The organism is Methylacidiphilum kamchatkense Kam1 (genome assembly GCF_007475525.1).
GTDB lineage: Bacteria > Verrucomicrobiota > Verrucomicrobiia > Methylacidiphilales > Methylacidiphilaceae > Methylacidiphilum > Methylacidiphilum kamchatkense.
The window spans coordinates 382,467-407,454 of sequence record NZ_CP037899.1 but is presented as its reverse complement, the minus strand read 5'-3'; the positions used below and the strand labels follow the sequence as shown (position 1 = coordinate 407,454).

The window sequence follows — 24,988 nt, the reverse complement described above, 5'->3', positions numbered from 1 at the left end:
TGAAATATAATAAAACTTTGGTCGCTTGCCGTTCTATTTTTTGTGTGTAGCTGAAAAAGCGACTCGTTCTTCTTGCAGTTTGCCCGAATAAAGAGCAAAGGATTGGGAAGGAAAAAGATGTAAAAAAGTGTCTTTTTAAATGAATTTTTTCTCTAAGCACTCACCAACACTTGTCATTTTGGTTTTTTTTACCATTATAAGCACATTACGAGCAATTCATCCTCAAAGGATTGTTTTAGATAGCTATAATGATTTTGCTCAAGGCATTTCAGAAAGTGTGGAGATAAAAGCTGAAGGCTCTCTTGTTCCTTCACCTTATATCGAAAAGATTGCCAGCCTTCCTGCTGAACAAGCCTGGTCAATTTTAGCTGATGGTATGGATGCCTGTCTAGTCGGGACATCTCCTGAAGGAAAACTATTCCGAATACAAAAAAATAGCTCCTATCAATTGGTTGCCAAATTCCCTGAAGGCAACATTTCGGCTTTAGCCATGAACAACAAAGGAGAAATTTTTGTTGGGACTTCCCCTGACGGTAAAATCTATAAAATCAAGCAGAACGGTCAGTTCGAAGTTTTTTTCGATCCAAAAGAAAAATACATCTGGAGTATTATTTTCGATGACAAATCTAACATGTATGTCGGGACAGGGACTGGAGGAAGAATTTATAAATTGACTCCAGATGGAAAAGGAGAAGTGTATGCAACTCTAAATGAGACGCATGCTCGCTGTTTGCTTTTTTATTCGGAAGGAACGCTACTTGCAGGGACAGCAAACAGAGGGGCTATTTATAAGATCTTTCCAGGAGGCAAATCGGTTCTGTTTGTGGATCCTGAAAAGGAGGAAATTAACAGTCTTGTAGCAGCAGATAACGGCACAGTTTATTTTTCTGCAGTTGGGAAGAAAAAACCATCTAGGATACAAAATCCATTGCCTCAGGAGAACCCTCAGTTTTTTCCAGAAGGCAGTTGGATGGAAGGTGGCGGAGAAATGGAGGAGGCTAAAGAATATCCCAGCTCAAAGACATTGCCCCTTGTCTCCATCAAACCAACAATTCCCCCGAGACTTTCAGAAATCTGGAAAATAGAAAAGACTGGCGTTCCCTATCCAATTTGGAGTAGTAAGGATTTCGTCTTCAACATTCTTTGGTTTCAAAATAGGCTTCTTATCGGTTCGGATTCCGGTGGTTATATCTACTCCATTGATTCCAACGGGAAAATGGATAAACTGCTAAAAACAGGTTCTAATCAAAATAATGCCTTTGCTTTATCTGGTAGGCAGCTATTTATTGCTTCGAGCAATCCTGTTCATATTTATTTGATGGAAGAAACGCAACGGGAAAGGGAAGCAGTCTATCGTTCATGGCCAATTGACGCTGGTTCAATGGCTAAATGGGGTTCTATCAAAGTGGAAAAAGAAGGGAATGTAGAGGTGCTTACCAGAACCGGTAATACACATAGAACGGAAGCTGGTTGGTATGACTGGCAACCGCTTGTTGCTGATCATTGTGTAAGTCCCAGTGGGAGATTTTTGCAGTTTGAATTAAGACTTGGGAAAAATGCGAAAGTCAGCCGCGTGGAGATTGCTTGCCTTCCTGACAATATTCCCCCTAAAATTGAACTGCTAAAAATCCTTCCCTCGGGCATTTCTTACACCGGTTTGACCATGCCTCCCCCACCGCCTCCAACTAAAACTCTTGATCAGCTCCTCTCTCACGATGAGAAGCTTTCTGATTTTGAAAGCCAAGGCATGCCAGCTCGTTTTCAACTTAAGGAAAGTCGAGGGTTGCGTACAGTCGTTTGGAAAGCTATTGACCCTGATGGTGATAACCTGAAATACAGCATTTATTTTAGACCTCAGTCCTCTAGCCAATGGACATTGCTAGTTAAAGATTTGGAAGAAAGCCTTTTCAGTTGGGATACGACTGGATGGCCTGATGGATTCTACGTCTTAAAAATTGAAGCTTCTGACGAAAAGGATAATCCTTTAGGCATGGGTTTGACATCAACTCTAGAAAGTAGACCATTTTTTGTCGATAACACACCGCCAAAGATTCGGATCCTAAATAAATCGACAAGTGGAGTGAACATTGCTGTATCAGATGAAGGAAGCGGATTAAAAACAGTGGAAATCTCCGAAGATGGGAAAAATTTTACCTCCCTCTATCCTAAAGAAGGCATTCTAGATTTTCAAAAGGAAGAGTTTTTCATTCCCTTGTCTGCTGAAAAGAAAATCCTCTTCATCCGTGCCGAAGATGAAAGTGGCAACATTTCTAATGCTTTGATTAGCAATTAATAGTTCACAAATCCAGGGTTGAGAATGACCGTCTTTTTTCTCGATAGAAGGCATGAAGCGCTTTAAGACTGAAGCTCCATGAAGATACAACCAAGGGCTTAGTAGGCAGCCTCATCCGTACAAGGCATAAAACTCTCCGTTTTTTGAAAATCCTTTCTCAAAGAAAGGATTTATCAGACGATGAATAAAGAAAAGAGATTGTTCCCTCCCCTATAAGGAGTGGCCAGGACGCTCCTATAGTGCGCTGTCCTGATATCAGTTCAGCTACCATCCTTCCCTAACAACAATCAAGCGGGAGCTCCTTCAAGACCGGGTAAAAGCCCATCATTTTTTCTTGCTTCTTCTTGTCGCGTAGGATTCTGCGTCGACTCAGCCACATTGTTAGAGGGCAAAGAGGGTGTATTCTTTGGTGGCGGATTGGTCATCTTCCCGGTTTTAACAATCTCAATCACCTGCTCGGCATTGAGTGTCTCATATTCGAGAAGGGCTTGAGCTAATGCTTCTACTTTGTCTTTATGCTCAAGAATGATCCTTTTAGCCTTTTCGTAAGCTGTCTGAATAAAATGTTGGACTTCATGGTCAATAGCACGTGCAGTCGCTTCACTATACCCCTAGCAGTTCCCAGCTCTCTCCCAAGAAAAACCATTGAAGAATCATCGGAATAATGAACCATCCCCAGTTTTTCACTCATTCCCCATTCACAAACCATCTTGCGAGCATACCATGTGGCTTGGCGAATGTCCCCACTGGCCCCACTGGAAATATCTCCAAGAAACACCTCTTCAGCCACTCTTCCTCCCATTGCCACACAAAGATCATCAAGGACCTCTTTCTTTCGGGCATTGTATTTATCAGAAGCCGGAAGCATCATTGTCACACCAAGAGCCGGGCCTCTGGGAATGATGGTAACTTTATGGATAGGATCGGTATTTTCCAACAGGACATTAAGTACGGCATGACCGGCCTCATGATAAGCGGTCGTCTTACGCTCTTCTTCACTCATCGCAAGACTCCTCCGCTCCTTTCCCCATCTAACTTTATCTCTGGCTTCTTCTAAATCAGGCTGGTCCACGCTCTCTTTGCCTTTCTTAGCTGCAATAAGAGCCGCCTCATTGATTAAGTTAGCCAGTTCGGCTCCTGAAAATCCTGGAGTTCCTCTTGCCAGAGCGGTCAGATCTGCACTCTTAGAAAGCTTAATTTTCTGTGCATGCACTCTAAGAATCTGTTCCCGTCCACGAATGTCAGGAAGATTGACGCGCACTTCCCTATCGAATCTTCCAGGCCGCAACAACGCAGGATCTAGAACATCCTTTCTATTCGTTGCCGCAATGACAATGACTCCTTCTTGCGATTCGATACCATCCATCTCCACAAGAAGGGCATTTAATGTTTGTTCCCTTTCATCATGCCCACCTCCAAGTCCAGTGCCACGGGCTCGACCTACGGCATCAATTTCATCAATGAACACAATACAAGGTGCATGACGCCTGGCTTGCTCGAACATATCACGAACTCGCGAAGCTCCAACCCCCACAAACATTTCAACGAAGTCAGAACCACTGATACTGAAAAAAGGAACATCCGCTTCCCCTGCAATAGCTTTTGCTAAGAGGGTCTTGCCTGTTCCTGGAGGGCCTACCATTAGAACCCCTTTAGGAATTCTTCCCCCAAGTTTTTGAAACTTCTTGGGGTCCTTAAGAAATTCTACTAATTCCTGGACCTCCTCTTTTGCCTCTTCGACTCCAGCCACATCTTTAAAAGTGACCTTTGTTTTACCACCACTTAAAAGTCTGGCTCGACTCTTTCCAAAACTAAAAGCACCTCTTCCAGCCATCCGGATCTGTTGGCGAAAAAGAAAATAGAGAGCCAATATAAAGAGCAAAAAAGGCAGCACACTTAAAAAAGCCTGTCCCCAAAAATTATGAACGACTTTGACATCAATCTCAGGAAAGCCCTTAGAGGCAAGAAATTGTTTTAAGTCTCTGTTAAACTCTAAATCAACAACAGTTCTAAAAGGGACAATGATTTCAGCGTTTTCTGTTGGCCCTGCAGGTCGTGTATACCTTCCCTCCAGAAAAGTCTGACCGGTAGAGGTATCTCGTACAAACACTAAGGACTTTACCCTTCCTTGGTCCAAAAGTCGTGTTAATTGAGGAAGGGATTTCTGTTCTATCCCTGGCCCCTGATTGACACTAACATAATACGCAAGGACCACAAAGAGAATGGATACTAGAAAAAAAAGAAACCCTTTCCAATTGGATTCTCCACCGGGTTCGTTTTTCGATGGATCATTCCTTCTTGAGGACGTATTTTTTTTCATTTTTGGAAATGGCATCGATGATTTTGGCATAAGAAGATATACAATTTTTTTTTATTACAAAATACCATTACAAGCAAATTCTTGCAAACAAAAGCTAAGGGATTTTCCGGAGTATTTCCTGATTATTCTTGACTTTGTCTTTAGATGGATTGAATGAACCGTTTTCAGAGTTTCGCAAAGAAATCGGTTCGATGATACGGTAATAGGTATCCCGACGCACGGGGATTTTGCCTGCGTTTTCAATGGCCTTTTTTAGGGCGTCAACCGTTTGTCCTGGCGGTGTATTGGCTCCGGCCATGTGGAATATTTTTTCTTTTTCGATTGTGCCATGCAAATCATCCGCTCCAAAATTTAAAGCGAGTTCTCCTATCGCCATGCCAGAACTAATCCAGTAGGCAGTAATATGGTCAAAGTTATCCAAACAAAGCCTACTGAGCGCAATCGTCTTCAAAAAATCTACACCGGACGTCTTTCGAATATGACTCAGTTTCGTATTGGCTGGTTCGAAGGCAAAAGGAATGAAGGCACAGAATCCGCCCGTTTCTTCTTGTAGATCCCTAAGCCTAAACAAATGATCGATACGTTGGGGGAATGTTTCCACATGACCAAAAAGCATCGTCGCCGTACTTTTTTTCCCTAGATTATGCCAAAGGCGATGAACTTCCATCCATTCCTCAGCCGATTCCTTCCCTAAACAGATTTGACGGCGTACCTCTGCATCAAATATCTCAGCCCCGCCTCCTGTCAAAGCATCCAGGCCTGCTGATGCTAGATCATGAAGGACTTCCACAATAGGCTTTTTGGCAATTCTTTTTGCTAAATGCCGTATTTCGACAGCCGTGAAAGCTTTCATCATCATTTGAGGAACTCTTTGTTTAATGGCACGGACCAACTCAAGGTAATAGGAATAGGGAAGTTTTGGATGCAGCCCACCGACACAATGCACTTCTGTTGCACCCTTGACTGCTGCTTCTTCTGCTTCATTAACAAGTTGCTCTATTGATTCAGTAAAGGATCCAGGTTGGTTTTCCCGCCTATAAAAGGCACAGAATTGGCAGCTTAAAATGCAGATGTTTGAATAGTTCAAGTAACGGTTCAGAATATAACTGACCCGCTCTCCATTCTTTTTTCTTGCAACACGATCAGCAACTGCTCCTAAAAAATTGAGATCTTCGCATTGGTAAAGACGGAGGGCATCTTTAAAATTTAGTCTCTGTCCCTCATTAACCTTCTCTAGGAGATCTGTTAACCCAAGGCGAATCGACCGATCAAACAATCTTCTATAGTCTCTCTCATTGTTTTCCATATCCTTGTATTCCAATACTAAGAAGGATTCCTATAAAAATAAACACGCTAACCCAGGCATTGAGTTCAAAAAATATTTTTTCTATTTTAGCTTGCTCTCTTTTTCTACTCATCACATGTTCAGACCCAAGAATACAAGCAACCACCCCAAGGGCTATCCAATAAGGCCATCGCAGTCCTCCGATGAATCCAAAAAAAGCCCATCCTATCCATGCCAGAAAATGTAAAAGAGCCGCTATTTTCAATGATAAATCTTCTCCAAATTGAGCCGGCAACGAATATAAACCAAAGCGCCTATCAAATTCCACATCCTGCAAAGCATAAATGATATCAAAACCAAAAGTCCAGAAAAAGACAGCTAAAGAAAGCAAAAACGGAAGCATGCTGGCAAAGGAGCCTTTGACGGCAGCCCATGCTCCAAGAGGGGCAAGACTAAGGCAGACTCCAAGTACGGCATGAGAATAAGGACTAAACCGCTTTGTAAAAGAATAGAATACAATCAAAAAAGCAGCCACAGGCGATAAGGCAAAACAAAGGAAATTCAGCGAGGCTGCACTGATTTCAAAAATTACTAGCGAAATGATTCCTAAGATAAGGATTTGTCTTTTGGTCGCCAATTTTGATCTATTCTGGGTTCTGGGATTTTGTTTATCATACTCCCAATCGAGATAACGATTGAAGGCCATAGCCATTGTCCTAGCGGCTATCATACAGAAGAGAATACCAATTAAAATCCTTAAGGAAGGCAACCCCCAGGCTGCGACTATCATGGAACTCAAGGCAAAAGGCAGGGCAAAAAGGGTGTGAGAAAACTTTACAAGCTCAAGAAGATTTTTCAGCTTGACCCAGTAGCTTTTCAAAGGCCCCTCTCCTTATTTCTAGAAATGCTCTCTCCAGCGGACTGACAAAGAATTTTCTATACCAAGATGATCTAAAACCCTGGCGTTGACCGAATCAACAAGCTCCTCGATGCTGGATGGAAGACCATAAAAAGAGGGACAGGCTGGTAAGATTAAGGCGCCGGCCTCAGTTAAAGCAGCAAGATTGCGAAGATGGATCAAATGGAGTGGGGTTTCTCGAATAACCAAGATGAGCTTTCTTCTTTCTTTTAAGAACACGTCTGCACTGCGTGTAATCGTTGAATTAGAAATTCCATGAGCAATACGACCAACCGTACCCATTGAGCAGGGAATAATAACCATCGCATCGAATCTGGATGAACCACTGACAAAGGGAGCATCCATTGTGTTATCACTGTATAAGCCAAATTTTTTAGGAATTTCAAGATTTCTGCCTAATTCTAGACCGATCACCTGTTTGCCACGATTGCTTATGATAACATGGACTTCATGTTCGGTTGATGCTAGGAAATGGAGTAATCTTTGAGCATAGATAGCCCCACTAGCCCCTGTGATTCCAATAACAATTCTCATCTAAATCCTTAAGTTTATCACAATCCGAATCAAAAATGGCTGTTATTTTTTATTCAGCGTTCCCTTTTTCTTATACTCCAATATAAAAAACCGCAGAAAAAAGTCGTTAGGCAGAAACTCCCGTATAAGAGAATTAGTGTATGGGTTTTTAAGATCAAAGAAAAGAACTTTGCATCACATTTTCCTGTAATAACATAGTTGCATTTATACTACTTTAAATACTTAATAGTATGTCTAGTTTCATGAAAACAAAAACAAACAACGTTGCAACCTTCTTTGGTTAAAAAGGATAGAAGAATTTTTTGATCAATCTTTCATGGTCAAAGAAGGGAGAGCATCAAAAAAAAAAATAGCTGAATTTGAAAATAACTTCTATTGTCTGAGGAGATAATGGAAATCAAGAATAAGACACGAACAGAGAAAATTAAAGTATTCATTGTTGATGATCATCCAATAGTTCGGGAAGGAATTGCTCAATTGCTAAGTAAAGAGAAGAACATCATAGTTTGCGGAGAAGCTAGCAATGCTTACGATGGATTTGAAAAGATAGGCAAGACACTACCCGATGTAGCCATCATAAACCTCTCGATGCCTGGTAAAAATGGTTTAGAATTGATCCGAGATATTCGATTTGCTTATCCCAATGTTTCCAATCTTGTTTTTTCGATGCATGATGAAATGATTTATGCAGAAAGGGCTTTGAAAGCAGGGGCAAGAGGATATGTAATGAAAACTGAAGGAGTTGAAAAACTGATCGAGGCCATTTACAAAGTGTCCCGGGGAGAAATAGCGGTCAGTCCAAGGGTTTCTAACGAAATTATTTCTAATATCTCTTCTAAGAACCAAAAAACAATAAATAACCCCACTCAGCTTCTAAGCAACAGGGAATTTGAAATTTTCCAACTGATAGGCAAAGGTCTTGGCATCAGACAGATTGCCGAACAGCTTCATATTAGTATTAAAACTGTCGAATCCTACAGGAGTTCAATCAAGGAAAAATTGAAAATTAAATCGACCGAAGAGCTTGTCCATTATGCAGTCAGTTGGTGTCAAGCCGAGTTTTTTGGGATCAAATAAGAGGATATATAATCCATAGACTTTCTATGAACTCTCTTTTTTTACGATCTTCTTGTGTGCTACTTTGCTTTTTATTTTTTGGTTTCCTCAAATCTGGCTACGCCACCACTTCGAATAGGGAACAAGAAGAATATAGGTTCAAAGAGCCTGCCTTATGGGCAGAACAATTTGATGCCCCTTCTAGGGACAAATGGCAAAAACCACAAACTGTTATCCAGGCACTCCAATTAAAACCTGGACAAACTGTTGTGGATATTGGAGCTGGCACTGGATATTTTGCTGTAAAATTTGCCCGCGTTGTTGGTCCTCAAGGCAAAGTCATAGCTTTGGATAGAGAATTATCGATGGTGAGATTTTTAAAGAAACGGGCAAAAAAGGAAGGATTAAACAATCTTATAGTCCGAAAATCGCCCACAAACAATCCTGGGCTTGAAAAGCAGCGTGCGGATTTGATTTTTTTCTGTAATAGCTATCATCATATTCACAATCCCAGCTATCTCAAAGCCTTAGCTACGGCACTCAAAAAAAATGGAAAGATAGTAGTCATAGACATCAAGCCTAATGCTCCACGTCTTTTCCCAGCCACTGCAAGATTCAAAAGACATATAAAACTATCAGCTCAAGCGGTCATTAAAGACTTCCAGGATGCAGGCTTTCGTCTTGACAAAGAGTTCCGTTTTTTACCCTATCAATATTTTCTTGAATTCAAGCCCATATCGGTCCCTTCTCGCTAGTAATCTAAGATTTGACTACTGTAATGGACCCAATCCCAGCACATCTCTCATAGAATAAATGGCAGGAGGTTTACCGACTATCCACTTAGCCGCCTTGAGTGAACCGTGCGCAAAAGGGAAACGGTTTTCTGCTCTATGGGTTAATTCCACGACCTCTCCAGGACCACAATACAAAACGGTATGGACTCCCACCACCGTCCCAGCCCGTATGGAATGGATTTGAGGTAGTTTTGGTGGTAACTTTTCTTTCGAGGCTAAATTTTTAGAAGGTTCTTCGTTCATTTTTTCTGCGGCCATCAAGACATCAAAAAGCCTTTTTGCTGTTCCGCTGGGAGCATCGAGCTTGGTATTGTGATGAATATCAATAATGGCTTTATCATAGCTTTTACCCAACACAACAGTAGCGGTGTGCACCATCAATTCCAGAAGATTCACTCCCAACGAAAAATTAGGAGACATAACAATAGGGATTTTTTGAGCAGCTTCTTTTATTCTTTCGAGCTCCTCAGGAGTATGGCCAGTCGTACCAATAACCAAGGGAAGAGAATGGCTAAGAGCGGCTCCCACTAGTTCCCGGCTAAAATGATGTACCGAAAAATCAATGATACAATCAGCAGCTGTCATCAAAGCTTCTTCTAGCCGGTCTTCCTTATCGATCAATCCTACTATTTTTACTTCTGGATCTAACGCGGCAGCTTGAACTACGGTCTGTCCCATTTTCCCATGTGCCCCTGTCAAAAGAATCTTTGTTATCCTTCCTTGTTGGTTCATCTTCTCCTCAGGCCCATAAATGTTCTACTTTTGCTAGTTTTTCTTTTGTGCGCAATAAAGTTGTTTTTAATTTCTCAAGATTTTGAGGTTGAAGGGGAGCCAGTGGAAGCCTGAATTCCAGATCCGTTAGGCCTTCCATTGCCAGGGCTGTTTTTACAGGCACAGGATTGGTTTCAATCATCAAATCCCTAAATAACGGATAGAGAGTCTGATGGAGTTGACGGGCTTCAAATGGTTTTCCTTCTAAAAACAATCGAACGAGTGCAGCCACCGGCTTAGGAAAAAGATTAGAAGCCACGCTAATTACTCCAACTGCCCCAACACTCAGGAACGGTAAAGTCAGAGCATCATCTCCACTAAGAATAGAAAAATCCCCAGCAAGTTCTTGTACCAACTGACTTACCCTATCTACATTCCCTCCAGCTTCTTTTATGCCCACAATATTCTTATTTTTTTCTACCAACCGCTTGACTGTATCTACCGCAATATCCACACCGCATCTTGAAGGAATATTGTAAAGGAGAATTGGCAAGGAAGTTGAAGTAGCAATTGCCGAAAAATGGCGGAAGAGACCTTCCTGAGAAGGACGGTTATAATAGGGAGAAACTAAGAGAACGCCATCAACCCCTATTTTTTCAGCTTCTTTGGTAAGATGAATGGCTTCAGCGGTACTATTTGAGCCAGTACCAGCGAAAATCTTTAGACGTTTCTCCACAATTTCCGCAGACAATCGAATCATCTCGATATGCTCTTCATAGGAAAGCGTTGGTGATTCTCCCGTTGTTCCGACAGGAACGATCCCATCGATACGATTCTCGATTTGATATTCTAGCAGTCGCTCTAAAGCTTTTCTATCAATCTGACCATTCTGAAATGGCGTAATAATAGCCGTATAGGTTCCTTGTATTTTCATAGTTCTCTTTTTTTAAGGCAATTCTATTTGCCCAACAAAGACTTTTTTAGCAGGGCCTTCAAGAAAGACCTCCTCAAAGCCCTTTTCGGTTCTTCTAAAATGCACCTGCAACCTCTCTCCGCTACGAACGAAAACTTCGATTGGCGAATCCATACCCAGGATCACACTAGAAATAAGCGCTGAAGCTGTAACTCCAGATCCGCAAGCGAGTGTTTCTCCTTCCACTCCCCGTTCATAAGTCCTTACTTTTATCGTTCTCTCTCCTGCCTTCCAGACAAAATTCACATTCGTTCCTTCCGGCTGAAAGACATTATGCCATCTAATTTCAGAGCCCAAATCCTGAAGAGCAGCTTCTGGCCATTTTTCATAATCTCCAAAAAGTACAACATGGGGGACACCAGTATCGATTATATGGCCGTTCAGTGTGCGGTCGTTAAGGCTGATTGGCAAATCTATCTTGAGGTTTTTCGCAGAAGGCATTGTTATTTTAACTCTTTCTCCGTCAACCCAAGCCTCGACTTTTCCACAATCCGTCAAAAAAGAAAGTCTTCCGCAAGCTACATTTTGCTGTTCAGTTTCCAATGCAAACCTAGCAAAACATCTAGCTCCATTTCCACAGAAGCTTGCGCGACTGCCATCTGCATTAAAATAAACCATTCGGAGCCCTTCTTGGTCTGCCCATTCAACGAGCAAAATGCCATCAGCTCCAATCCCTCTATGACGATCACAGAGATAAGCTATAGAAGAAGCATCCAAACTCAGGAATCCTTGGCGGTTGTCAAGCAGAATAAAATCATTACCCGCCCCATTCATTTTGGTAAAAAAAAGGGTCATAAAAAAATTTGTTTTTCATTTACTATTATACAGAATTGATAGAAAAAAACGTAAAGAATTGCAAAATAGATTCGAACAGAAAAGTCAACCGGAGCTTCCCATTGGAATAATCGATTATGGCATGGGCAACCTTCAAAGTGTCGAAAAAGCCTTTGAAGCTTTATCTTGCAAAGTAGAAAGGCTCTGTTATCCTCCAAACCACTATAATTTTCTTGCTATCGTCCTACCTGGAGTGGGGGCTTTTGGAGACGGAATTAGAGGACTAGAAGCTAGAGGGTTCCTTCCCTTCCTGAAGAGTTGGATATCCAAGGATTTGCCCTTTTTGGGTATTTGTCTTGGGTATCAACTTCTCTTTGAAGAAAGTTTGGAATCGAAGGGTGCTAAAGGAATCGGTATTTTTAAAGGAAAAGTTGTCCGATTCCCTGAAAGCAAAGAAAAAGTCCCTCATATCGGTTGGAATTCGGTAGAAGTGTTGAAAAAATCAGAGTATTTAGAAGGGATCTCATCTGGTGATTACTTTTATTTTGTGCATAGTTATTATCCTGAAGTCGTTCAAAAAGAGATCATTCTTTTGCAAACAACCTACATGGTACCATTTACCAGTGCCATCGCTCGAGGAAATCTTCTAGCTACTCAATTCCATCCTGAAAAAAGTCACAAGAAAGGGATCCAACTTCTAAAAAATTTTTTGATCCACTCAACAATCCACAGACCTTTACAATCTATCTAAGCGTCCAATGAAAATCTATGCTGCCATTGACCTCTATAAAGGACAAGTCGTCCGGTTAAGACAAGGAAAATTGGAGGCTCTGACAGTCTATTCGTCGGATCCTCTCCAAACTGCACAGTTATGGCAAGCACAAGGAGCCGACGGACTACATATTGTTGATTTAGAAGGGGCATTTGAAGGTAAACCAAAACAACTTTTGATCTTAGAAAAAATAGCAAAATGCACTCACTTACCAATCCAATACGGGGGTGGATTGAGAACAGAAAAGGATGTCTTTAAAGCAATAGAGAGTGGCGCTCAAAGAGTGGTCATCGGTAGCCGGCTTCTTTCTGATCCAAGTTTTCTAGAAAAAATCTCTGGAGCAGTAGGCAGCGAAAGAATTGTTGCAGCTATCGATGCAAAAGATGGTCAAATCTTAGTGGAAGGTTGGACGAAAGAAAGCGGCTACCGGATTGAAACTTTTGTAAAAATATTGGAAAAATCTGGTGCGGGTTTCGTATTGTATACGAACGTGATGACGGATGGAACACTAGAAGGACCCGATATCGAGGGCACTCAAAAACTAGTACAAAATAGTTCTTTGCCTGTTTTTGCTTCCGGTGGAATAGGTTGCCTTAGGGATGTGGAGGAACTTCAAAAGATAAAAGGCCTCTATGGAGCCGTTCTTGGAAAGAGTTTATACGAAAAAAAAATTTCCATCCAAACAATCAAAAACATGTCTGGATTGGGATCTTCTTTTTAGCTATTACTGTTGTTTCTGCATAAGATAACAATTTGTATTTTGAATTTTGATCCTTAAAAAAATATATTTGTCTTTTCTTCTATATAAGATTGAGTCCTTGCTGACTTTTGGTGAAAAAAAAGCGTGGGGGCAAATAAGTTATCAAAAAAAAGAGGCTTTTTAAAAATATCTACTTGCTCTTATTTTTATCTTTCTTTCTACTTTTTTGCCATTTTCAGTTCTTTCAGCTGCTTGCTGCAAGCTCAATCCAGTGAAAATAATGACAAGTTAAGTCCCTTGGCTTCTACCATTCCCGAAGAAATAGCACCTGAATATCCCTTGCAGCCATCAAGAGGCCGATCGAAAAAACCCAAAGAAAACCAATCTATCGACGCCACCAGTGATCAAACAGAGATCGAAGAAACAACACGAACTGCTCAGATCGTTTCCAGAAGGAGTTTACAAACCATTAATTTCCAGAATGTCAATGAACTTTCCGCCTACCAAGTAGGCATCAATCAAACTCAGATGACCGGTAGTCCGCAAGCTGAACCTATTTTAAGGGGACTGCCAGCAACGAGGTATAGAAATGGCATGCTTGTTGGATTCAGTAGAGATGCTCAATTTGGGCCTCTAATGAATCCGAATATGGATGAAAATCTGGATATGGTAACAGGTCCTTCCAATATCATCTTTGGACCTCAAGAATTAGCTGGAGGATATCTTAATGAGATAACCAAATCTCCACACTTTGATCGGTTTCAAGGAGAGGCTTCCTATACGGCAGGAATGTATGGGACGAATTTCTGGAATTTAGACTTTGGAGGACCAATTAAGAATAATCTGGCTTATCGGCTTGACTATTTTGGTCAGGATGGCTCTTCCTATTACAACTACTACTACGGCTCCTATCTAAGAAGAGAGTCTGGATACATCGCACTGAGTTATAAACCTTATGAAAAATTGACAATCGATTTTAATGGAGAAATCGATTCCAACAGCTTAAACCCTCCGGCAGGTCTCAATCGGCCTACCCAGGAACTAATTAATAATAGGCTCTATCTAACTGGACCTTTTGCGGGTTGGTTTGACCAAAACGGTGTATTTCACAAAGGGATAGGCACTTCTCCTCCTGGGCAAGGCTACGCGGTCAACTGGGGAGCCGCTGTCCCCATCGATCCAAGAACCAACATTCTGAATAATCCTATAGATAGCACTGAACAGTTTTATGCCGTTTCTCAGCTCATAGAAACTCTGGAAGTTTCAGACAACTTTAAAATCATCAACAATTCCCTCTTTGAGTACTATAGTACATTCATCGATCAAATGATTCCTGTCGATTTTTGGGCTGTTCTTCCTGCAGGTTATAATTTTGATGATAGAATAGAAAATCAATGGAATTTCTCCACTCCAATCGGCAATCTGTTAACACACAATAGTATCGATTGCGGCCTTGAATTTCGTTATTTTAGCGACAACGAATATTCTGGAGTATGGCATTCTCCTGTCAATACCTGGGATCTAACAAAACCTCTGTTGGACAATTTTTTTTCTCCAATAGTTTCCTACAATCAAGCCTTGCTCTTTGGCAATCCTTACCTAACTGACATTCCTGTTCCTAGCTATCCAGGTTTTTATTTTAATTCTCATAATTTTGTATCAACCGCTTCGACTTTCTATAAACTTTCTCCATTTTATCAACATAAGATTGATCTGAGCGAAAAATGCAGCCTTATTTTTGGAGGACGAGCCGATTTTTATTCCGTACACGCCTCTAGTCCTCCAGGCACTCCTCTGCCATTGTTTTTACAAAATAACATGACCGCTATTCTGCCTCAACTTTCCATGAGCCTCACTTACGATCCGTTCTCTTGGATGAATTCCCATTTTACCTATTTTTTCGGCCAAAATCCTTTTCCTAGTGCCTTTGGAAGCTTCGCTCCAGACTTTTCTTCCACCTATTACCATCTAACCAATCAATACTTCGAAATTGGCACGAAATTTAACATCTATAAAGACAAAGTGTCGATCGATCTTTCAGGATTTTATCAAGACGGATTTATTCCCGCCTATGTGCTGCCACAAGGATCGGTAGCCACCACGCAAGCCTATCTCAAAGGCAGCCAACTACAAGCTATCTGGACACCCCTGCACAATCTTTCTATCAATGTTGGCTATGCATTCATTGATGCTCATGAAGATTGGATTGGCTCTCCTATTGGTCCTTTGACTACTCAGCCTTATCCTTCCAACATAGCTGATCAATTCGGTTTACGCGTTGATCCATACGTTTTTCTCGCTCCTCTCAATTATCCGTTTATTGGATTCCCAAGAAACTACGCCAACACGGTCATTACTTATCAATCTGAAAAAGGCCTAGGATTTTCACTCTGGACTATTGTTCAAAGTGGGCAATTCTTAAACTATGACTATACCGTTAGAATCCCCTCATGGTATACGCTCAATGCAAGGATCTTCTATACCACGTCAAAATGGGAAATAAGCCTTTATTTTTACAATTTTACAGACGAAAAATACTGGGCTCCAGGAGCTCCCGGCTTTATCAGCGCAAGATCTTTCAATTATGATTTTATAACCCCACAACTTCCTTTCTGGGTGCAAGGAACCCTTCGGATATTCTTCTGATCGTACCAAAAGACTGGTTCATTTTTCTATAAAATGAATCTCCAGCAGTACCACTTCCGATCGCTGTCCCACCCTTACAGGAGGTCCCCAAGTTCCCGCCCCTCTGGTGACAATCACATGTGTCGACCCTATTTTTTGGTATCCGTAGCTAAAAGAAAAAATTCTCTTCACAATAAGATTGATTGGCCAAAATTGTCCTTGATGCGTATGTCCACAAACAAGCAGATCGACTTGGCTCTCAACGGCTTCATCTATAGCCGTCGGCCTATGATCCATCACAAAAATAGCTTTGGATCTATCTATTCCTTGAAGAATGACCTTCAGTGGTTTTCTTTTTTCTTTACCTTCAAGGACTTCCACCGCTCTGTCATTTCTACCCACAATGTATAAAAACTGATCGACTCTTTTTATTTCATCCTTGAGAACAGTAATACCGCATTTTTCAAGGAAAGAGGCAAGGCTATCGGAACCATAAAAACACTCATGATTTCCAATACAGCCATAGACTCCATACGGAGCAGAAAGGCTCATAAAAATCTTATCTAGCCCTTCCTTTTCGAGAACTGTTCTACTGCCATCAAGCAAATCTCCTGGAAGAAGAATTAGATCAGGCTGAAGGGACTGAATTTTTTTAAATATGCCTGAAAGCCTTCTTTTACCAATTGTTCCTCCTGCATGTATGTCCGAAGCCACCACTACTCTTAAAAAGGGATGTGAACATTGTTTCTTAATAACAAGCTCCAATTTTTTCAGCTCAATATTTAAAGTATTCACATAGCCCTTGATCAAAATCAGACTGACGGCTCCCACAATCCCAAGCCCAATCATCCATTCTCTACCAACAAAATAAGCGCGGACTGGTGCAGGGAACCATGGTCGACTAATGTCCACCAGGCATATTCCTATAAATAAATAGATGACTGCAGGCATCCAAAGACTGGATATGGACATGATCCAGTTCACACCTGGAAGATAGTAGTGGGATTTCAAATAAGAACCTATAGAATAACCGAAGACAACAAGGGCTCCAATGGTCAGATAAATGAGCTGAATAATGAAATGGGGGGGCAATAGAAGAAAACCACGGAAAATGACATATCCACTAGTTCCATAGAAAAGGACAAAAAAAAACTGCGTCTCATGCTTCGTTTTGTTTAGAACTTTTAACTATTCAGCCCCACCAATCCTGCGCGAGATTTTTTGATCCAGGGAAAAAAAGCCACCACCTCCAACTACTAAAGACAAAGACCCCGCCCAAAGACTCAATGCATATTCCATACCTCCATCATGCACAAAAAAAGCATGCCTATGCACGACAAGAATAGCAACGCTCATAATTACGACCAAATTGAAAGCGGCAAGACGCGTAGCCAGCCCCAGGAATAGAAGGATTGCTCCAAGAAATTCTCCTCCACCAGCCAATGATGCCCAAAGGATACCTGGAATCAAATGAAATTTTTCAGCAAAACTCAACGCCGTTGCCTCTAGACCTTTGCCACCAAACCATCCAAAGAGCTTTTGAGATCCATGAACAAAAAAATAAGGCCAAGGGCCATTCTCAAAGGCAAAAAGGCAAAAGAAGGGGTGGTTTTAAAAATATGATACACGATAAAAGCTACCTTACGATTTCCCTTCATAGGCAAAATTCATCTAGTGGTGGACAAGCCATAATGATACTCTTGCAGAGCTTTCACATGGATTTCTCTGGACTGGAGCGATCGGATTGCTTCGACTGTTGCACGAGCGGCGGCTATAGTTGTCATAACGGGAATCTTACTATAAAGAGAGGTAGTTCTTATTCGAATTTCGTCTTTTCTTGCCGTTGGACCAGAAGGGGTATTGATAACAAGTGCTATCTCCCCGTTTTTGATCATATCCAATACGTTCGGTCTGCCTTCGGATAACTTATAGAGTTTCATGCATGCCACACCGGCTTCGTTAAGCGCACGGGCTGTCCCTTCTGTAGCTACAATTTCAAAACCAAGCTTGTTAAGTGCACGGGCAATCTCAATCCCATCTTTTTTATCTTGATCGCGGACACTTATAAAAACTTTTCCTCGCAGCGGCAAGGGCGCATTCAAAGCAATCTGGGTTTTAGCATAAGCAATCCCAAAATCATCATCTATTCCCATGACTTCCCCAGTGGATTTCATTTCTGGCCCTAGCAGGATATCCACCCCAGCAAACCGATCAAATGGGAAAACCGCTTCTTTGACACAGAAATAAGAAGGGGTAATCTCAGAGCCAACATATCCAAGCTCTTTTAGCTTTTTCCCCATAATCACTTGAGTCGCCAACTTAGCCAGAGGGATTCCGATTGCCTTGCTTATGAATGGAACGGTCCGAGAGGCCCTAGGATTAACCTCTAGCACGTAAAGATTGTTTTTTTGCACAGCAAACTGTACGTTCATCAGCCCTAAGACCTTTAATTCTCGAGCTAACAAATAAACTGTCTGTCGAATTTCTTCTTTAATGGATTCTGAAAGACTGAAAGGTGGAATCACACAGGCACTGTCTCCTGAATGGACACCAGCCAATTCCACATGCTCCAAAATTGCCCCAATAAAGACATCTTCGCCGTCACTGACACAATCGATGTCCACTTCTATGGCGTCTTCTAAAAAATGATCAAGTAAGACTGGCTTGTCTGGAGCAGCATCGATAGCCTCTTCCACAAATCTCACAAGATCATTCTCCGTATAAACGATATGCATCGCCCTTCCACCTAATACATAAGAAGGACGCAAAAGCACTGGATAGCCTATTTCTTTTGCAGCTTCAATGGATTCTTGCACATTTGAAATAATCCGGCTTTGGGGTTGGCGCAGTCCAAGTTTTGCAATGAGCCTAGAAAAAAGCCTCCTATCTTCAGCCGTCTCAATGGATTCAACCGATGTACCAAGAATCTTTACGCCAGCTTTTTTTAATGACAAGGAAAGGTTCAATGGGGTTTGTCCCCCAAACTGTATGATCACCCCAGCTGCATTCGTTCGTTCGTAAACTTGAAGAACGTCTTCGGTTGTGAGTGGTTCAAAAAACAGTTCATCCGAGCTATCATAATCGGTAGAAACCGTTTCAGGATTTGAATTGATCATGATGGTCCTATAGCCAAGCTCTCGCAAAGCCATCAAAGCATGAACACAGCAGTAATCAAATTCGATTCCCTGCCCAATCCTATTCGGTCCAGCTCCTAATATGATGATTTTCTCTTTACCTTCGGTCTTTATTAGTTCACTCTGCCCCGGCTCGTAACTGGAATAATAGTAAGGGGTATAAGCTTCAAATTCAGCCGCACAACTGTCAACTAATCGATACGAAGGCAGACAATTACGACTTTTTCTTAAAGCTCTGACCTCTTCTTCGGAAAGGTTCCAGAGATGCGCAAGTTGTTTGTCAGAAAAACCATCCATCTTTGCTTCAAGCAACAAAGAGGGGTCATAATTAGCCCTCAATTTTTGTTCTTCTCTGACAAGTTCTTCCACTTGACTAAGAAACCATGGATCAATCCCACTCAAAGAAGCTACGGTTTTTATATCCATTCCGCTGCGAAAAGCATGACGAATATAAAAAATCCGTTCCGCTCGAGGAGTGAGCAGAAAATATCGAATTTGTTCTTCAGAAAGCAACTGATCATGTCCATGGATGCCTCCAGTTATCCCAAAGGCACCAATTTCTAAGGATCTTAAAGCTTTCTGCAGCGACTCCTTGAAGGTCCTTCCAATAGCCATCACCTCTCCAACACTTTTCATGGAGGAGCTAAGAGTCGGATCGGCTTCTGGAAACTTTTCAAAAGTAAACCTAGGGATTTTGACGACTACATAATCGATGGCGGGTTCAAAGCAGGCCAAGGTTTTTTTTGTAATATCATTGGGCAATTCATCGAGGGTATAGCCAATGGCAAGTTTAGCCGCAATTTTGGCTATCGGAAAACCCGTTGCTTTAGAGGCCAACGCAGAAGAACGGGATACCCTAGGGTTCATCTCGATGACAACCATTCTTCCGGTTTTCGGATCAACGGCAAACTGGATGTTAGATCCTCCAGTCTCCACCCCAATTTGTCTAATGACGGCAAAAGACCAATCCCGCATCTTTTGAAACTCTTCATCGCTCAGAGTCTGAGCAGGTGCCACTGTAATACTATCCCCGGTATGAACTCCCATTGGATCAAGATTTTCTATCGAACATATCAGTACACAGCTATCCTTTCTGTCTCTCATCACCTCCATTTCAAATTCCTTCCATCCAACCAGGCCTTCTTCAATCAGAATTTCACCGATAGGTGAAACACTCAACCCCGAGCAGCTATTGCTTCGAATTCTTCCCGGTTATATGCGATCCCTCCGCCCTGACCACCTAGAGTAAAAGCTGGCCTAATAATCAAAGGATACCGGTTGATTTGTGCAGCCACAGCTTTTGCTTCTTCTAGGTTTCTGGCAATACCCGATTGGGGGACGTCCAGACCGATCCGAAGCATTTCCTCCTTAAAAAGCTGCCTGTCTTCGGCCTTCTTTATGGCTTGAACATTCGCTCCAAGCATTTCTATGCCAAGCTCTTCTAAGATTCCTCTTTGAGCAAGCTCCACGCCTACATTCAAAGCGGTTTGTCCTCCTAAAGTCGGCAAAATGGCATCTGGTTTTTCCAGCCTGATGATCTTCTCAAGAAAATCGGCAGTGATAGGTTCAATATAAGTTTTGTCAGAAAACTCAGGGTCGGTCATGATGGTCGCTGGATTGCTGTTGATAAGGATTACCCTGAAGCCTTCCTCTTTCAACGCCTTACAAGCTTGAACCCCAGAATAATCAAATTCGGCAGCCTGCCCAATAACGATAGGCCCACTGCCGATCACCAAAATCGACTCTATGTCCGTTCTTTTACCCATTGTATTTTTTGATAAAGATTCTGATAAAGAAGCAGCCCAAAGGCCTCCCCTTGAATATTTTTATCCTCCATTGCAAGGTAAATCGCAAGCAGAGACCTTTCCAAAGATTAATTCAAAAGCTGATACCAATTGTTTCTTCTTTTAGGTTTAAATCCACTGCTAGTAATGGCTTCTTCGATTTCTTTTACCGTTGTCCTATAGGTGGTTCCCGCCGAAGAAACGACATTTTCTTCCATCATCACACTGCCAAAATCATTGGCCCCATAATAAAGGGCAATTTGTCCGACTTCTACTCCTTGGGTTACCCAAGAAGATTGGATGTTTTCAATATTATCCAGAAAAATTCTAGCCAGTGCCTGCATTCGCAAATATTCGGATGGGCCTTTTTTTGTCGCTTTGAGTTTTGTGTTTTCTGGCTGAAATGTCCAACAAATAAAAGCTGTAAACCCTCTTGTTTCATCTTGTAGCTTTCTGATTTTCTCAAGATGCTCCAACCGATCCTCCAGTTGTTCTACATGCCCAAACATCATCGTCGCACTAGATTTTAACCCGAGTCGGTGCGCCGTTCTCATGACTCCCAACCATTCTTCTGAAGAGCATTTTAAAGGAGCAATTCTTTTTCTGACAGAATCAACAAGAATTTCTCCACCACCACCAGGTATGGAGCCAAGCCCGGCTTCCATAAACCGCTTTATGACCTCCTCGACAGGAAGACGAAAAATGTTAGAAAAATGAAGAAACTCAGGAGGCGAAAACCCATGAATATTAATGTGGGGAAACTTGTTGCGGATAGAAAAAAGCAAATCCAGATAATAATCGATGCCTAGCCCTGGATGATGGCCTCCCTGTAAAAGGATCTGAACCCCTCCAATAGCCTCCAATTCCTTTATTTTCTCTTCAATTTGCTCTATAGAAAGCACATAATGATCAGGATCTTTGAGCGTTCGATAAAAGGCACAAAATTTGCAATAGGTCGTGCATACATTGGTATAATTAATGTTCCTATCGATAATATAGGTTACAATTTCGGCTCCCTTGCCTCCATATGCTGAAGATTTGATCTGCCTTCTCCTTAAATCAGCCAACATCCCAAGCTCAGCTAGGGGAAGGGAATAAAGCGCTCTAGCCTCTTCAAGGTTTATTCTTTCAAAATTCTCTATTTTTCTTCTAGCCTTGTCTATCAACTGTTCAGCTGTACCATATTCCATCGTATTCATACCCAATGAAAGGGGTTAACCTGTTTTATTAACCTTAATTGTATCAATTTTTTAGAAAACTCTTCAATGCCCATTTTTTCTTTTCCCTTAACTTCATAACGAATGAAATGGGTCAAGTAGGTAATCTCTTGTGGGGATTGAGCGATTTTGTCAATGGAAGCTAAGCCTCTTTCTTTGGCTTGGGTTAAAAGTTCTTTTATCTTTTGTTTCTCCTCATAGTCCGCTCTGATCGTCCACAGAGCAAAAACAAAAGGCAGACCTGTCAATTTTTTCCAAAGGCCACCCAGATCAATCACAGTTCTTTCTGGATGTTCTTTACGATACTTTAAAGCCTTGTCTCCAATCAAAAGAAAACCATCGGCTTTTTCATGTACAGAAACTATTCGGAGTTGTCTACCGAAGAAACATTCAAAAATAACACGTAGCAGCAGCATCGAACTCCGGCTTTCAAAATCGCCTCTAACCGTTTGCAAGGCATCTAAAGGTTTATCGTTGACTAGGATGACACTATAGACATCTCCATCGGCTACAATGCCCATGCCATCGACAAAATAGCTCCATCCCTCAATTAGCGATGCTCCAACCGGACAGAGAGCCACATCAAGTTTCCCCTCTTTGAGCATCAGGGAAAGTTCAGCAGGAGTTGCAAAAACAACGTGGTCATTAAGTCCGTAGATTAAAGGCTTGGCATTGAGATAGGGAACAGAACCTATTGTTGGGCAGAGCATTTTTCTCTTAAAACTGAAGGGTTGTTAAACGGCTTGCGACTGAATAGGAATCTTTTTTCCTCTCTTCTCAGTTAGTCGATGGAACCAGTACAACAAAGCTGGACTTATAAAATGAGAAGAAAACATTCCCCAAGGACCCCAATCAAAATGGCTAAGGAAAAAACAGAAATCACTGGGCCTCCAAGGATGAGCATCGATACGGTCGCTAACACTACCGTGCCTCCAGTCATAATCGTCCGAGCAAGGGTTTTGTTAATACCTTCATTAATAATTTCTTTGAACGTTAAACTGCTTTTATACTTCAATGTTTCCCGAATTCTATCAGAAATAACGATCTTCTCGTTAATCGAATAGCCAAGAATCGTTAAAAAAGCACCAATTAAGTACATGTCAAATTCTTTCCCCAATATGGCCATAAGACCTATAGCTAGTAGCACATCGTGGAGCTGTCCAATGCCGGCAGCCAAAGCAAAAGACCATTCATAACGCAAAGATACATAAAGGAGAATGGCTAAGAGACCTAGGGAAAGGGCTAAAGCCGCTCGATTTTTAAGTTCCTCGCCCACCACTGGACCCACGCTATCCATTCTTGATAAACTAAAGCCAGCTTGTGGAAATTTTTCTTTAAGGACACTGACACTTTTTTCCCCTTCCCCATAACGAACTTGATAGATAAGCTGCTTGGACTCTTTAGCATACTGCAGTAAGCTTGGATGGATTTTTGCTTCTTCTAAAACCTGTCTGACTCTAGCTACTGGAATCATTTCCTTATAGGCAACCGTTAGAGAATCGCCACCGGCAAAATCAACTCCAAGAAGCTCCCCACTTCTCAAAAAGAACGTAGACATTCCTACTATCAGTAGAACAGCAGCTGCTGGAACCGTGAGCCAACTGAACTTTATAAAATCAAAATTTGGTTTATGTAGGAATTTCATCATGGAAAGTTTCTTTATCATCCCCCAAGCCAAAAGCCATTCAAACACATTACGACTAAAGACAAGAGCAGCAAAAAGATTGGCCACGATACCGAGAACTAGAGTTACAGCAAATCCCTGTAATGGGCCACTTCCAAGTTCCATGAGAATGACCGATGGGATAATCAAGCTAACGTTAGAATCAAAAATGGCACTAAAAGCCTTATTGAATCCAATAAAAATGGCTTGCCTGACAGGAACCCCCACCTCAAGCTCATCTCTTATCCGTTCATAAATAAGCACGTTCGCATCGACCGCCATACCTATTGTCAAAATAATGCCTGCAATCCCCGGCAGAGTAAGAGTAAAATGAAACTGGGCCAGTAAGCCCAGAAGCAAGAGGAGATTGACTAATAAGGCAATGATGGAAACCAGCCCTGCAAGCCTATAATAAAAGACCATAAAAAGGACAACAGAGGCAAAGGCAGCTAGGGCGGCGTTGATGCCGCTGACTATGGAATCTCTCCCAAGAGAGGGATCCACTCCCCTTTCTTCTAAAATCTTCACGGGAGTCTCAAGCGGATTTTCAAGAACACTAGCAAGATCTTCAGCTTCTTTGGGACTCATATTCCCACCAGAAATGACGGCGCTTTTAAAAATAGCCGTTTGGATGACAGGAGCACTTTTCACTTCTCCATCTAGAACAATGGCTAACCTTTTCCCTATATTATTTGAGGTGATCTCACCAAATCTCTTTGCCCCAGCCTCATTGAATTCAATCACCACAGTAGGCCGTCCTACTTCGTCGAATCCTCTAAAAGCCCGTTTGACATACTTCCCCCCATCTCTTCCCTTTTCTTTACAAGGATCCATGCTTCCGTTTTATTCCCTTTTGATACGTCCGGAGAAAAGGGAAGGATTTCATAGCCAGGAGGAACTTTTTCTTGCCCAGATTGGATTGCAGCTAACATCTTATCCGAGTCAGGATGCACGAGTCTAAATTCCAGTTTAGCGACTTTGGAAAGCTGTTCTTTAGCTGCAGCCTTCTCCGATTCCGATAGGCCAGGAATTTGCACACTGATTCGCCGTTTGCCTACCGGTTGAATAATTGGCTCAGAAAGGCCAAACTTGTCAACCCGCTTGCGAATGACCCCGATGGCCTGATCGAGCGCCCCGGGGGTAGGTTCACCTTGTAATTCTAGCAAAAAAGCTGTTCCTCCTTTTAGATCCAGCCCAAGCCTTATCTTTTTTCTAGCGGGAAAAGGGAAAATATTGCGTTAAAGAGAATCGAGAGAGTAGAAGCCAATCCTACCCATCTTTTGATTCTGTCCTCGACGGCAGTAAAGTACCAGATGAGGGTAATAAGGAAAAAAAGGGCCGTAGCAAATGAAAAAAACAGCATTTTACCAATACCCCTTATCAAATTTCAAAATAAGCTCCCCTCGATCAATTATATATAAACAGTCCTAATGT

17 protein-coding genes and 3 pseudogenes are annotated in these 24,988 nt (G+C 41.8%); 6 read left to right on the top strand and 14 right to left on the bottom strand.

What is annotated here, in order from left to right; all coding sequences use genetic code 11:
• Positions 1-139 precede the first annotated feature (139 nt).
• Entirely contained in the window at positions 140-2,293 is a 2,154-nt protein-coding gene (locus kam1_RS01860; RefSeq protein WP_039721895.1) for a ligand-binding sensor domain-containing protein, read from the top strand.
• Positions 2,294-2,580: 287 nt separating this feature from the next.
• Here the strand turns inward: kam1_RS01860 and ftsH are convergent.
• From ftsH to kam1_RS01840, 4 genes and pseudogenes are all read right to left on the bottom strand, one after another.
• Positions 2,581-4,643 (bottom strand): annotated as a pseudogene (ftsH, locus tag kam1_RS01855) (ATP-dependent zinc metalloprotease FtsH).
• A 64-nt stretch (positions 4,644-4,707) separates the two neighbouring features.
• Positions 4,708-5,919: an aminofutalosine synthase MqnE gene (gene mqnE / locus kam1_RS01850; RefSeq protein WP_039721897.1), complete on the bottom strand. Its 1,212-nt coding sequence runs from the start codon at positions 5,917-5,919 to the stop codon at positions 4,708-4,710.
• Positions 5,906-6,778, bottom strand: coding sequence for a UbiA-like polyprenyltransferase (locus kam1_RS01845; RefSeq protein WP_039721898.1), 873 nt, complete (start codon positions 6,776-6,778; stop codon positions 5,906-5,908). The genes mqnE and kam1_RS01845 overlap by 14 nt, the downstream gene beginning before the upstream one ends.
• Positions 6,779-6,796: 18 nt before the next feature.
• Complete coding sequence (locus kam1_RS01840; protein ID WP_039721899.1) at positions 6,797-7,351, bottom strand: UbiX family flavin prenyltransferase; 555 nt, start codon at positions 7,349-7,351, stop codon at positions 6,797-6,799.
• A 390-nt stretch (positions 7,352-7,741) separates the two neighbouring features.
• Between kam1_RS01840 and kam1_RS01835 the strand changes: the two genes are divergently transcribed.
• Together kam1_RS01835 and kam1_RS01830 are read left to right on the top strand one after the other, a co-directional pair.
• On the top strand, positions 7,742-8,428 hold the full coding sequence (locus kam1_RS01835) for a response regulator (protein ID WP_039721900.1): 687 nt from the start codon (positions 7,742-7,744) through the stop codon (positions 8,426-8,428).
• A 26-nt stretch (positions 8,429-8,454) separates the two neighbouring features.
• Entirely contained in the window at positions 8,455-9,162 is a 708-nt protein-coding gene (locus kam1_RS01830; protein ID WP_039721901.1) for a class I SAM-dependent methyltransferase, read from the top strand.
• A 15-nt stretch (positions 9,163-9,177) separates the two neighbouring features.
• On the opposite strand, the gene dapB is transcribed toward kam1_RS01830, so the two are convergent.
• From dapB to dapF, 3 genes are read right to left on the bottom strand one after another with little or no spacing between them, the layout of a single operon-like run.
• Positions 9,178-9,933, bottom strand: a complete 756-nt coding sequence (dapB, locus tag kam1_RS01825) for a 4-hydroxy-tetrahydrodipicolinate reductase (protein WP_052250525.1) — start codon at positions 9,931-9,933, stop codon at positions 9,178-9,180.
• A gap of 7 nt (positions 9,934-9,940) precedes the next feature.
• A complete protein-coding gene (gene dapA / locus kam1_RS01820; protein ID WP_039721902.1) occupies positions 9,941-10,846 on the bottom strand; it encodes a 4-hydroxy-tetrahydrodipicolinate synthase in 906 nt (301 codons plus the stop codon).
• 12 nt (positions 10,847-10,858) lie between these two features.
• Positions 10,859-11,680 carry a diaminopimelate epimerase gene (gene dapF, locus kam1_RS01815; RefSeq protein WP_143958206.1) on the bottom strand — a complete coding sequence of 274 codons (822 nt, stop codon included), beginning with the start codon at positions 11,678-11,680 and terminating at the stop codon, positions 10,859-10,861.
• Positions 11,681-11,738: 58 nt separating this feature from the next.
• On the opposite strand from dapF, the gene hisH reads away from it, so the two are divergent.
• The 3 genes from hisH to kam1_RS01800 all read left to right on the top strand — a co-directional run bounded on the left by hisH (position 11,739) and on the right by kam1_RS01800 (position 15,777).
• Positions 11,739-12,410 (top strand): imidazole glycerol phosphate synthase subunit HisH, encoded by a 672-nt coding sequence (gene hisH, locus kam1_RS01810; RefSeq protein WP_052250526.1) that lies wholly within the window; start codon positions 11,739-11,741, stop codon positions 12,408-12,410.
• A 7-nt stretch (positions 12,411-12,417) separates the two neighbouring features.
• On the top strand, positions 12,418-13,152 hold the full coding sequence (hisA, locus tag kam1_RS01805) for a 1-(5-phosphoribosyl)-5-[(5-phosphoribosylamino)methylideneamino]imidazole-4-carboxamide isomerase (protein ID WP_143958205.1): 735 nt from the start codon (positions 12,418-12,420) through the stop codon (positions 13,150-13,152).
• A gap of 123 nt (positions 13,153-13,275) precedes the next feature.
• Complete coding sequence (locus kam1_RS01800; RefSeq protein ID WP_244946117.1) at positions 13,276-15,777, top strand: TonB-dependent receptor; 2,502 nt, start codon at positions 13,276-13,278, stop codon at positions 15,775-15,777.
• 18 nt (positions 15,778-15,795) lie between these two features.
• Here the strand turns inward: kam1_RS01800 and kam1_RS01795 are convergent, their stop codons facing one another.
• The 7 genes and pseudogenes from kam1_RS01795 to kam1_RS10375 form a co-directional block, all read right to left on the bottom strand.
• The gene (locus kam1_RS01795; protein WP_235277549.1) at positions 15,796-16,848 is read right to left on the bottom strand and encodes a metallophosphoesterase; all 1,053 of its coding nucleotides are present in this window, start codon (positions 16,846-16,848) and stop codon (positions 15,796-15,798) included.
• 96 nt (positions 16,849-16,944) lie between these two features.
• Positions 16,945-17,414 (bottom strand): annotated as a pseudogene (locus tag kam1_RS01790) (DoxX family protein).
• Positions 17,415-17,423: 9 nt separating this feature from the next.
• A pseudogene (gene carB / locus kam1_RS01785) lies at positions 17,424-20,656 on the bottom strand (carbamoyl-phosphate synthase large subunit).
• A gap of 107 nt (positions 20,657-20,763) precedes the next feature.
• Positions 20,764-21,873 (bottom strand): cyclic dehypoxanthinyl futalosine synthase, encoded by a 1,110-nt coding sequence (gene mqnC, locus kam1_RS01780; RefSeq protein ID WP_039721909.1) that lies wholly within the window; start codon positions 21,871-21,873, stop codon positions 20,764-20,766.
• Positions 21,870-22,601, bottom strand: a complete 732-nt coding sequence (locus kam1_RS01775; protein ID WP_039721910.1) for a menaquinone biosynthesis protein — start codon at positions 22,599-22,601, stop codon at positions 21,870-21,872. Before kam1_RS01775 ends, mqnC begins: the two co-directional genes overlap by 4 nt.
• 104 nt (positions 22,602-22,705) lie before the next feature.
• Positions 22,706-24,388, bottom strand: coding sequence for a protein translocase subunit SecD (secD, locus tag kam1_RS01770; RefSeq protein WP_244946116.1), 1,683 nt, complete (start codon positions 24,386-24,388; stop codon positions 22,706-22,708).
• The gene (locus tag kam1_RS10375) at positions 24,313-24,720 is read right to left on the bottom strand and encodes a preprotein translocase subunit SecD family protein (protein WP_244946115.1); all 408 of its coding nucleotides are present in this window, start codon (positions 24,718-24,720) and stop codon (positions 24,313-24,315) included. The genes secD and kam1_RS10375 overlap by 76 nt, the downstream gene beginning before the upstream one ends.
• Positions 24,721-24,988 lie beyond the last annotated feature (268 nt).